The following is a 12,584-nucleotide window of genomic DNA, read 5'->3' as shown; positions in this document are numbered from 1 at the left end:
TTAGGTTTACTATTGTTCCATCTGTTTTCCTAAGAATGCGGATGCTGTTTCAGCAAGCTTGGTTTCTAAGTCTCCAAACTTTTCTCCAGCTTGTTTTGACAATATTATAACAGCTCCAATTGCATCCCCTTCTGCTATTATTGGGGATACTACCTGGCATGAATACTTATCTTCAGCTGTATCTTCATTATATAGCGGAATAACTTTTGCACCTGTTAGACCTAAACAAACTGTCTTTCTATCTTCCATTATCTTCTCTAATTCATTACTTATCTTCTTTTCTACAAAGTCTTTCTTAGATGCACCACTTACTGATATAAACGTATCTTTGTCAGCTATTAAAACAATATGTCCAATAGCCTGTTGGAGGCTTTCTGCATATTCTTTTGAGAAATCAGTCAATTCTCCAATTGGAGAATATTTTTTTAGAATAACTCCACCTTCTCTATCTGTAAAAATTTCTAAAGGATCTCCCTCTCTTATTCTCAAAGTTCTTCTTATCTCTTTTGGTATAACTACTCTACCTAAATCATCAATACGTCTAACAATACCTGTAGCTTTCATTTTATAGTTACCTCCTTATATATCTTTCACTTAAAACCTTCCTTATTATTATTTTTCAGAATAGAAATTTTATACATGCTTTGGCTATAATTATCTTTTTGTACAACATGAATCCAATAAAGTAAAAACTCACATGAATTAAAATATATAAATTCATGTGAGTTTTATTATTTGAATATTAATAAATATTATTCTTCTTATTATAGCTTATCTTCATATGTCTCAACTTTTAAGTCTTTTTTCCATTGATCATATTTAGCCTTAAATAACTCATTCTTCTTATTTGTTTCTAGAGTCTGTTTAATAGTATCCTTAACAGCTGATAGCTCTTGAGTCTTTGATGATGATTGAATTCCAGTAACCTTTATTATATGCCATCCATATTGAGTTTTAACTGGTCCTGATATCTCTCCTTCTTTAAGCTTCTTTGCAGCTGCTAAGAAGTCTTTATCAAAGTTCTGAGCGTCATAAGCAACATATCCTAGGCTACCACCTTGATCTTTTGTACCGTCAGTACCATACTTAGCTGCTAAATCTTCAAATTTTGCTCCCTTATCTAATTCAGATTTTATAGACTTTGCTTTATCTTCACTATCAACAAGTATGTGGAACATGTTAGCACCAGGTTGCTGAGTGTACTGAGCTTTATTTTCATTGTAATACTTTTGTATATCTGCATCAGTAATACTGAAATCCTTAAATACTGTTTTATTAAGAATTGTATCAATCTTTATTTGAGTACCTAAATATTCTTTTAATGAATCCACAGTAAAGTTAGCAGACTTTAATGCATTATTAAACTCTTCATCAGTTTTATAAACCTTCTTAACATCTGCAAGTTTATCTGATACTTGCTTATCTAAATCAGTTTTAGAAGGAAGTACATTTGCCTTTTCTCCTTCTTTTAAAATCACCTTTTCTTGTACCATTGATTCAAGTTGAGTCTTTCTTTGATCTTTTAGCGCAGCTTTTCCATCAGTGCTTTTTTCTAAATCATTACCGTATTGTGTCTTTAACTGATCTATAGCGCTCTTAATCTTTTCATCAACTTGGCCAAGTGTAATTTTTTCACCATTAACCTTCGCTACAGCAGTCTTGCTTACAGCTTCTGGAGTTTTTTGTATCATCTTACACCCTGATAGTGATAAACCAATCACACCAATCAAGGCTATTGAAACTAATTTCTTTATGTTCTTCAAATTTCTTACCTCACTTTTCTTTAAATTGTATCCCCTTTATAACCAAATTTAATAGACATAAATTAGTATATCAATTTACAACATCAATTTCAATTTATATTACTTAAATTTATTTTTTTATTACCAATAAATAGTTTTTCTATTCAACTTAGTTATCTAAGGATAAAGCTTATTTGCTGATTTCTTTATTTAGATTGTCTAGCATATTTTTAAGCGTAGGAAGTATATCCTCTCTTTTGGTATCCTTCAACTTATACCCAAAGGATGGCTTATCTCCCATTCTAATTATTATATTATTTTTATATTGTTCCAACAATCGCTTAAATATATCCTTTTTAACCCTATCTCTACTCTGAAATTGGAACAATACCTCTCCCTGCTTTTCTTTAACATCTTCTATCCCCAAGTTTCTAGCCTTGCTCTTAATATAAGCTATATCCATTAGGTTATAAACCGGTTCAGGTATCTCTGAGAATCTATCCTCAAGCTCTTCTTTAACATCCATATAATCTTCTATGCTTTCTATGGCAGCTATCTTTTTATAGACCTCTATCTTCTGCAACTCATCCTCAATATATCTAGAGTCAATAAAGGCATCTACCTTTATGTCAATCGAAGTTTCTACAGGTTCCTGTTCTATCTCACCCTTTATAATTTTAATGGTATCTTCCAGCATTCTGCAATACAAATCATACCCAACTGAAGCCATATGACCGTGTTGAGCTGACCCCATCATATTACCAGCACCTCTTATCTCAAGATCTCTCATGGCTATTTTAAAACCAGAGCCTAATTCAGTAAAGTCCTTAAGTGCTCTCAACCTTTTCTCAGCTACTTCAGTCAATATCTTATCCTTTTTATATACAAAATAAGCGTATGCTATCCTATTACTTCTACCTACTCTTCCTCTCAATTGATAGAGTTGAGATAATCCCATTTTATCAGAATCATATACTATGATTGTATTTACATTAGGTATATCTATACCTGTCTCAATTATTGTAGTGCATATAAGTACATTAGACTCATTATTCATAAAGGATATCATTTCATTTTCTAGCTGTCTCTCTGTCATCTGTCCATGAATAACAGTAGTTTTGCACTCAGGCACCAAGTTTTGAATATAGTCGGACATTTCCATAATACTTTCAACTCTATTATATACAAAGAAAACTTGACCACCTCTATTTATTTCTCTCAAAATAGCATCTCTAATCAGTTGGTCATTTTGTTCTACCACATAAGTCTGTATAGGATACCTTTCTTCAGGTGGAGTTTCAATAACAGATATATCTCTCACCCCCGTAAGAGACATGTGTAATGTTCTAGGTATAGGCGTAGCACTTAAAGTAAGAACATCAACATTTCTTTTTATATTTTTTATTTTCTCCTTTTGGGCAACTCCAAATCTCTGTTCTTCATCTACAATTAGAAGCCCCAAATCTTTAAATTGAATATCTTTAGAAACTAATCTATGAGTACCTACCAATATATCTACATTTCCTTCTTTTACTGCTTGTAAAGTTTCCTTCTGCTGTTTTGAAGTCCTAAATCTAGATACCATATCAATCTTTATAGGAAAATCAGAAAATCTCTTAACCATATTATTATAGTGTTGATCTGCTAATATAGTGGTTGGAACAAGTAAAGCAACCTGCTTGCCATCCATAACTGCTTTAAAAGCTGCTCTTAATGCAACTTCAGTTTTCCCATATCCAACATCTCCACATAATAATCTATCCATTATCTTGTCGGACTCCATATCGCTCTTTATATCTTCTAAAGCAGTTAATTGATCTGGAGTCTCCTCATATGGGAACTCCTCCTCAAATTGATTCTGCCATTGAGTATCTATAGTAAACTTATGGCCTTTTAATGTAGATCTTGTTGCATATAGCTTCACTAGGTCTTGTGCTATTTCGTTAATAGATTTCTTTACTTTAGCCTTAGCTTTCTGCCATTCACTGGAGCCAAGCTTATTAATCTTCGGAGCCTTACCTTCAGTACCAATATATTTCTGAACCAGATCTAATTGATCTACAGGTACATAAAGCTTATCACCTTTAGCATACTCAATATCCAAGTAATCTCGCTTATGTCCGCTGACATCTATTTGTTTAATTCCTTTATATACCCCAATACCATGATTAGCGTGAACTACATAGTCTCCTAGTTTAAGTTCAGCAAAACTCTTTATCTTAGATACGCCCTTCTGCTTGGTTGCTTTTCTTGAAGATTTCCTTTTAGCTTCTCCAAAAACCTCCTTATCAGATATTACACATATTTTCATATCTGTATATTCAAAGCCTTTTAGCTGATTTCCAAAGGTTATTACAACTTCTCCAAATTGTATATCATTAACTACATCTTTATAAACGCTTTCAATATCCCTATCTCTTAATGTATCTACAAGTCTTTCCCCTCTTGGCCTAGTCCCTGATAATATTACTGTCTTATAGCCCTTTTTCTTTTTCTCTTTAATATCATCTATTAACATATCTATTTTTCCTTGATAGTTATGTAATGTAAGCTGAGAAAAAGCTACTGTATCATAAGTATGAATAAATTCGCTGTTTTTAGTAAATGGATTTACTGTTATAATCCTAGAAGAATTAAACTTCTCACTTAAGATATCTTTCCCTAATATCAAATTTGCCTGAGACGGTAATATATCTCCCCTTTGTAAAAATGCAGTGTAGTTTTCTTCAAATTCATATATTACACTATCAAGTTTTCCATTACACCTTTGATCATCGTCCATAATCATAAGATAATCTTTAAAATAATCAAAAAACGAAGAAGGTTTATTAAAGAAAAGCGGCAAATAACTCTCAATAGTTTCAAAGGACCATGACTCCCTAAGATTCTCTACGTTAGATTTAATTACCGATGATATCCTTGAAATAATATCTTTTTCGCTGTTATCTCTGGATTTTATAAAACTTGACAGTTCATCATTAATTTTCACTATAGCCTTCTGTATAGTATCATCATCAAGGATTATTTCCTTAGCAGGAAACACCTCAACTTCTTTTACTTTATCTATACTTCTTTGACTTTCAATATTAAAAAACCTTATAGAGTCAACCTCATCCCCAAAGAGCTCTATTCTATATGGAAGCGCAGTATTAGGAGGATATATATCCATTATACCTCCTCTTACCGAAAACTGACCTTTACCGTCAACTATATCCATTCTTTCATATCCGCACTCGATTAAATTCTTAGAGAATTCTTTAAAGTCAACTTCATCTCCCACTTTTATTTTAAAAGTATGACTTATATACAATTCCTTTGGCGTATAAATTGTAGCGAAACTCTCAACCGATACTATTACTATCTTTTTTTTCTTATCCAAAATTTCTTTAAGTACTTTTAATCTAGCCCATCTTAAATCTCCAGAAACGGCATCAATATTATAAAAAACAATTTCTTTTGAAGGAAAGTAATATACATCTGTAGTATATAGTGATAAATCCTCATATAAATTTTTTGCTTCTACATCATTATGCGTAATTACAACTATAGATCTATCATTATTTTCAAAAATACCATTTATTAAATATCCTTTTCCAGACTCAGACACACCAGATATAGAAAATGGGTACTTATCTTTGTCTATATTTGATCTAACCTTCTGAAAGTTAGGATTAATTGTCAATGGCTCCATAAGGCCATTTAATCTCATAGAAACACCACCCATAAAACATTATTATTCTGCTTTAAATCCATTAAACTTGTTCATTGCCTCATTTATATTATCTTTTATCATAATTTCAACAGCTTGAACAACAGCTGGTAACGTTTTTTCCAAAACCCTATTTTCTTCACTACTAAACTTTCCTAATACGTGAGATACCAAGTCGTGTTTAGGTTGTCCTACTCCTACTTTTATTCGTGGGAACTCATCCGTCGCTAGGTTATTAATTATACTTTTTATACCATTATGTCCTCCTGCACTGCCTTTAGCTCTTATTCTTAACTTTCCAACTTCTAAACTTATGTCATCATATATTACAATTATTTCATCATTATTCAACTTGTAAAAATTCACTAACTCTCTTATACTTTCTCCACTCAAATTCATATATGTAGTTGGCTTCAACAAAACCACTTTATTATTGTTTATAAATCCTTCTCCATATACACCTTTAAATTTTTCCCTATTTATTTCTATATTATACTTATTTGCAATATAATTAATGGCATCAAATCCTATATTATGCCTAGTATTAACATACTCCTGGCCTGGATTGCCAAGCCCTACAACTAAATACATGCCCATACCTCCGTAGATTAAATTTCGATTCAAAAAGACATATCGATGTACTACTTCATAATAAAATCTATATTTTCAAATTTTCCTCTCAAAATCCAGAAGAGTTTTGAAATTTGATTTTCATTGAAGTGCTACATCTTTATCTATATAATACAAACTAAAAATAAAAAATGCAACAAAGCATGCGTTAGCTATAATTACAGCCAGCATGCTTCACATCACATCTTCTGAGAAAGCTTCATAGATACCTCTTTAGTATCGTTTCCTCTTAGAACCTTACAAGATATAGTATCTCCAATATTATGTGATTTAATTATACCATCTATCTCATCTAATGTTTTTATCTTCTTTCCATCCATCTCTATGATGATATCAGAAGATTTTAACCCTGCAAGATCTGCACTTCCCTTTGGTACTATACTCTGTACATAAACCCCTTCAATGTCCTTATTTTGCTTTTTAGTAAAGTTCCAGCCTTTAAACCCTAACCCTACAAGCTTTACTTCATAATCACTAATTATTGAATCAATAATCTTTTTAGCATCTTCAATATTTAATGCAATACTTAACCCTGGAGATGAGTATTTATTAGTCAAAGGTACGCTATTTATCCCTACAACTTCCCCATATACATTGGTTAATACTCCACCGTTATTTTCTTTATTTATTATCGCATCAGTTTGAATTGTTCTAAAAGACTGTTTTTCTGATCCTTGAGCTTTAGCACCTTCCACCCTTATGTTAGTAGATGTAACTATGCCAGTAGTTACAATACCTATATAATCATCTCCTATAGAATTGCCTAAGGCTATTACCTTATTGCCCTCTCTGATATCTGAAGAATCGGAAATCTTTACACAGGGCAATTTATCTGCATCTATCTTTAAAACAACAAGATCACTACCAGCATCATAACCTATAACCTTTGCTTCTTCCACCTTAATACCTAGTCCGGCTCTCTTCACAAATATTTTTTCGTATGCCGCTATGGAACTAAAATTAGTTACTATGTATCCATCTTCCTTAAATATTAATCCTGTTGCATTTGTGGTGCTGTTTATATTAAAATTATCTTCTTTGTTACTTAAACTTACTATGGAAGGAGAGACTTTTGAAACTATATTACTTATTTGTCCATCGTCAGCATCAATAGAACTATCCTTATTTTCTACTATCTGAAATATAGTTCTATTATTATCCTTAAGTCTTAATCCATACTTTATTTGAACAATATAAGCACCTGATATGGCTCCAGCTACTGAGGCTACTAGTATTATAACTATACCTTTTGTTAATCTTCGTATAGTAGCTCTTCTTTTATTTTCTTTAAATCTTATCATTCCTTCTAAATTATCAGTGTTATCTTTTTTTAGTGCTTTCTTTTCAACGCGTATAGTTTTATCCTCCTTCTCCATGTAGCACCTCCTACGGTATTAAAACCATACAATATTACACTTTTTTAAGGGAAAATGTGAAAATGACTCCTTTATCTCCAGTTTTATTTTCTACCCAAATGTCTTCACCATGCAATGAAAGTATATGTCTTACTATAGGTAACCCTAAACCAGTACTTACTTTGTTGGTTCTAGATTTATCTGATTTATAAAACCTATCCCAAATATAAGTTTTTTCTTTCTCTGTTAATGTTGCTCCATCATTGTACACACTAATTAAGGCTTTGTTTCCTTTTGATCTAGTAGATATCTTTACATTTCCGTTTTCATTGCAGTACTTAATAGCATTATCGATAAGATTATTTACTACCTGGATTAATCTATCTCTATCTCCTGCTACATATAAATTCTGACCTTCCAACACCACATCTACCTTTAATCTCTTTTCTTTTATCTTCTGCTCCAAACTTATAGTACAGTGTCTAATAATCTCATTAATATTTATCTCACTAACATTTAGCTTAAGCTTACCAGCCTCCATTGCTGATAAATCAAGAAGATCGTTTATCAGTCTAGTAAGTCTCTGAATTTCCTCATAGGCTATACCTAAATAATATTTTTCTTTCTCAAGTGGAATAATCCCATCTAGTATACCAGCTATAAATCCTTTAATTGAGGTTATTGGCGATCTAAGTTCATGCGAAACATTTGATATAAATTCCCTTCTGTTCTTTTCTACTTCTTCTAAGGATTCTGCCATTGTATTAAAAGAATCTGCCAATTCTCCGATCTCATCCTTAGAACGTATGTATACCCTATTTTCTATATCACCTTTAGCTAACCTCTTAGCAGCGGTATTTATCTTAGCAAGTGGAATTATAAGTAATCTATCACAAACATAGTATATTATTATACTTGATATCACTAGAGCAACTAGTATTGAAACCCATATTATTGTATAAACTTGTTTAAGCTGACCTTTTATCTGCTCTAAGGGTGTAGTCATAACAATAGAGCCAATAAAAGTATCACCATACATTATAGGTTTATAATATACATATTGAGAATCCCCGAAAGCTCTGTTTTTGCCATTCCTATCCTCAATAGACTTTCCTGACTTCAAATCTTCTACATTCTTACTATCTATAATCTGAGTTCTAAGAAGACTCTGTTTCGATTCACTAGAAGAGATAGCTACTCCTCTGTAGTCAGTAACTACTATATCTGCCCCTATGGATAAACTTACATAGTTTGCTACAGAGCTTAGATCCTCTAGCTGACTATTTCCATTATATACATTTATTCTTTCCTTTGAAATCAAAGCAGCTTGAAGATCTAATTGTTGCTTTCTCTGATTAAAGTGATAGTTTTCAAACCAAACAGATAATACTATAGCTATAACAACCAGACAGGTAGCAATTATTAGAGTGAAAGTCATTAAAAGCTTAGAAACTAAGCTGTTTTTTTTCATCTACTTCACCTCAAACTTATATCCTACTCCCCATACGGTTTCAAGCTGCCAGTTAGACCCTCCATGTAGTTTTTCTCTCAGTCTTTTGACATGAACATCAACTGTTCTTGAATCTCCAGGATAGTCATAACCCCATACCTCGCAAAGTAATTGTTCTCTTGTAAAAACCCTATTTTTATTAGATGCAAGATAATATAATAATTCAAACTCTTTAGGAGGCATTTTTATTTCATTATTCTTATAAACAACATTATACGAGTTGGCATCTACTACTAGTTCAGAGAAATATAAGGTTTCTTTATTACTCGAATCAACATTATACCTTCTCAATACCGCCTTTACTCTAGCAATCATTTCCTTTGGCTCAAATGGTTTTACAATGTAATCATCTGCACCTAGCTCAAGTGCAAGTACTTTATCAAAAGTTTCACCTTTTGCAGTAAGCATTACAACTGGAGTCTCATGTTCTTTTCTTATCCACTTTAAAACGTCTATGCCATCTATATGTGGTAGCATCATGTCTAAAAGTACTAAATCCGGTTTGTAATCTAAAAAGATTTCTTCAGCAATTCTACCATTGTTAGCAACCTTCGTATCATAATTAGCACTCTGTAAATACATTTTTATTACTTCGCATATATTTTCATCATCATCAACAATGAGTATCTTTCCTAGCAATCCATCCATAAATAACACTCCTCATTTCTTTATATATTAAATTTAACATACTTAGACTATTATTTTATATACCTTTTCAAAAAAGTTACAAATTATTCACCTCAATTGCATTTATTAAACTTGTTTTTGGTAAAAAAATAAAGATGCACCAAATCAATCCGAAAAATATTTTCAAAACTTTTATAGCTTTTATGAGCTAATCTTAAAAATACAACTTTCATCATGAAATGGCACATCTGTACTATCAATTAAATGTATATTAATTTATTATGTATAAGTTTATTTTAGCCTTCAAATAACTTACTTAGTGGTTTATCATCATATATTCTATTTATAGCTTCTGCTATAAGTGGAGCCACTGACAATGATTTAAACTTATGTAGATCTTCTCTTTCAGGAAGCGCTATGGTATTTAGCATAACTAATTCCTCTATAGCTGAATTATTAATCCTCTCAAATGCAGGCCCTGAAAGAACCCCGTGAGTACAACAAGCATAAACATTAGTTGCTCCTAGATCTTTAAGTGCATTGGCTGCATTTGCTATTGTTCCAGCAGTATCAATCATATCATCTATAAGTATACATACTTTTCCTTCAACTTCTCCTATTATGTTCATTATTTCAGAAACATTAGCCTTAGGTCTTCTCTTATCTATTATCGCTATAGGTGCGTGTAATCTATCTGCAAATTTTCTTGCTCTAGTTACACTACCTAAATCTGGTGATACTACAACTACGTCATCTCTATCACCTAGTCCTTTTTCGATAAAGTACTTAGAAAGTATTGGAGCTCCCATTAAGTGATCAACTGGAATATTAAAGTAACCTTGGATTTGTGCTGCATGTAAATCCATAGTCAAGACTCTCTCTGCCCCAGCAGCAGTAAGCAAGTCTGCTACTAACTTTGCTGTTATAGGATCTCTTGATTTCGCTTTTCTATCCTGTCTAGCATAGCCATAATAAGGAATAACAGCAGTTATTCTACCTGCAGAAGCTCTCTTAAATGCATCAATCATTATAAGAAGTTCCATAAGGTTATTATTAACTGGAGCACTTGTTGATTGAACTAAAAATACATCAGCACCTCTAACAGTTTCTCCAATATCTACTGAAATTTCTCCATCACTAAATGTACCTACTTTAGCAATACCTACAGGCAAGCCTAAGATACTTGCTATTTCGTGAGCCAATTGTGGATGTGAGTTTCCAGTGAATATTTTAATGTTCTTTCCATGAGTTATCATATTGTGAAGACCTCCTTAAAATTTAGGGTAGTAATAAAAACTATTTTTTTAGTCCTTTCTTATCTACCCATCCAGCTATATTGGTTTGCTTAGCTCTAGCTATTGCAAGACTTCCTTCCGGAACTTCTTTAGTTATTGTGGAGCCAGCAGCTATATAAGTATTATCTTTAACTTCCACCGGAGATACCAAATTAGTATTACATCCTATAAAGGCGTTATCCCCAATGATAGTTTTATGCTTATCTTTGCCATCATAGTTTACTACAACAGTTCCGCATCCAAAATTGCAGTTTTTGCCTACCTCTGCATCTCCTATATATGTCAAATGAGAAACCTTTGTATTATCATCTATAGTTGACTTTTTAATCTCTACAAAATCACCTATTCTCACATTATTTCCAATCTTACTTTCAGGTCTAATATATGCAAAAGGACCTACTGTAGTTTCATTACCAACTATACTATCTATTATCACAGAAGATTGTATCTCTACGTCATTACCTATTGTACTATTGTTAATCCTTGAATTTGGATATAAAACGCAGTTTTCTCCTATGGTAGTATGACCTTCTAAATAATTTCCAGGATAAACAATAGTATCCTGTCCTATAACTACATCAATTCCTATATAAGTACCATTTGGATCTATTATTGTAACTCCGTTATCCATATGATACCTATTAATCTTATCTCTAAGTATCTTTTCTACTGTAGCTAGTTCTACTCTAGAATTTACACCTATAGTTTGCTCAAATTCAGTTATAACAGCTCCAATTTTTTTGTCTTCATTTTTAAATATACCAATCACATCTGTCAAGTAATACTCACCTTGAGCATTATTATTTGATAATTTATCTAGTGCATCTACTAAACTTTTTATATCGAAACAATACATTCCTGCATTTATTTCATTAATTTTTAGTTCCTCAGCACTACAATCCTTGTGTTCCACTATCTTTTCAACATTATTATTGCTTCTTACAATTCTTCCGTATCCAGTTGGATTGTCTATAAGCGATGTTAGTAGAGTAGCTGAATTTTTGTCACTTACGTGTGTATCTATAAGCTTTTTCACAGTTTCGCTAGTTATTAATGGGGCATCTCCTGTAAAAATTGCTACAACCCCTTCTTTATCCCTCAAAAATTCTTTTGAGCACTTAACAGCATGCCCAGTGCCTAACTGCTCCTCTTGTAGTGAATAGGATACATTCCTATCTGCAGTTTTCTCTCTTACTAAATCAGCACCTTTTCCTATTATAACGTTTATGTCATCAACTTCTGCATTTCTAATGGTATCAATAACATGGTTAACCATCTCTTTGCCTGCAACCTTATGCAATACTTTAGGCACAGTTGACTTTATCCTTTTACCCTGTCCAGCTGCTAATATTATAGCACATTTATACATCAAATCACCTCTTTATGAGTTATATAAATCTAATAGCATACATTATTAATTTAATATCTCAAGCTTAACGCCTATTATATTATATTTTATATGACCTTGTATTTCAACTTTTTGTGAAAAATGAATTTAACATATAACCGCAAAATAAAAAAGCTCAACGAAGTGACTTCTTCAGCAAGCTTTTTTTGCGCATCTGCCTTCTCTAATGCATATGAGGAAAATATGGCAGGCAAATAAGATTTCTTTTTTTACTGTTTACCCTAAACAGGTATTCTAAACGCTTGAAATTACTATGTTTAGCTAGAAAAAAACTTATACTTTTCTAAACAAAAATAAAAGGAAGTATT

The 12,584-nt window shown here is 32.0% G+C and carries 9 protein-coding genes; all 9 read right to left on the bottom strand.

Going from position 1 to position 12,584, the window contains the following annotated elements; translation table 11 throughout:
- Positions 1-9: 9 nt before the first annotated feature.
- The 9 genes from spoVT to glmU all read right to left on the bottom strand — a co-directional run bounded on the left by spoVT (position 10) and on the right by glmU (position 12,237).
- Positions 10-564, bottom strand: coding sequence for a stage V sporulation protein T (gene spoVT / locus C1I91_RS03075; protein ID WP_128211186.1), 555 nt, complete (start codon positions 562-564; stop codon positions 10-12).
- A gap of 200 nt (positions 565-764) precedes the next feature.
- Positions 765-1,763: a peptidylprolyl isomerase gene (locus C1I91_RS03070; protein ID WP_128211185.1), complete on the bottom strand. Its 999-nt coding sequence runs from the start codon at positions 1,761-1,763 to the stop codon at positions 765-767.
- Between the two features lie 169 nt (positions 1,764-1,932).
- Positions 1,933-5,451 (bottom strand): transcription-repair coupling factor, encoded by a 3,519-nt coding sequence (gene mfd / locus C1I91_RS03065; protein ID WP_128211184.1) that lies wholly within the window; start codon positions 5,449-5,451, stop codon positions 1,933-1,935.
- A gap of 24 nt (positions 5,452-5,475) precedes the next feature.
- Positions 5,476-6,042, bottom strand: coding sequence for an aminoacyl-tRNA hydrolase (pth, locus tag C1I91_RS03060; protein ID WP_128211183.1), 567 nt, complete (start codon positions 6,040-6,042; stop codon positions 5,476-5,478).
- Positions 6,043-6,260: 218 nt separating this feature from the next.
- Positions 6,261-7,457, bottom strand: a complete 1,197-nt coding sequence (locus C1I91_RS03055) for a S1C family serine protease (protein ID WP_128211182.1) — start codon at positions 7,455-7,457, stop codon at positions 6,261-6,263.
- 34 nt (positions 7,458-7,491) lie between these two features.
- Positions 7,492-8,907 (bottom strand): sensor histidine kinase, encoded by a 1,416-nt coding sequence (locus C1I91_RS03050; RefSeq protein WP_128211181.1) that lies wholly within the window; start codon positions 8,905-8,907, stop codon positions 7,492-7,494.
- On the bottom strand, positions 8,908-9,594 hold the full coding sequence (locus C1I91_RS03045) for a response regulator transcription factor (RefSeq protein ID WP_128211180.1): 687 nt from the start codon (positions 9,592-9,594) through the stop codon (positions 8,908-8,910).
- 275 nt (positions 9,595-9,869) lie between these two features.
- Positions 9,870-10,829, bottom strand: coding sequence for a ribose-phosphate diphosphokinase (locus C1I91_RS03040; protein WP_128211179.1), 960 nt, complete (start codon positions 10,827-10,829; stop codon positions 9,870-9,872).
- 40 nt (positions 10,830-10,869) lie between these two features.
- On the bottom strand, positions 10,870-12,237 hold the full coding sequence (gene glmU, locus C1I91_RS03035; protein WP_128211178.1) for a bifunctional UDP-N-acetylglucosamine diphosphorylase/glucosamine-1-phosphate N-acetyltransferase GlmU: 1,368 nt from the start codon (positions 12,235-12,237) through the stop codon (positions 10,870-10,872).
- Positions 12,238-12,584 lie beyond the last annotated feature (347 nt).

It is taken from the genome of Clostridium manihotivorum (assembly GCF_004015185.1).
Taxonomy (GTDB): Bacteria; Bacillota; Clostridia; order Clostridiales; family Clostridiaceae; genus Clostridium_AR; species Clostridium_AR manihotivorum.
The sequence above is the reverse complement of the archived record's forward strand: the minus strand, read 5'-3'. Positions and strand labels throughout refer to the sequence as shown.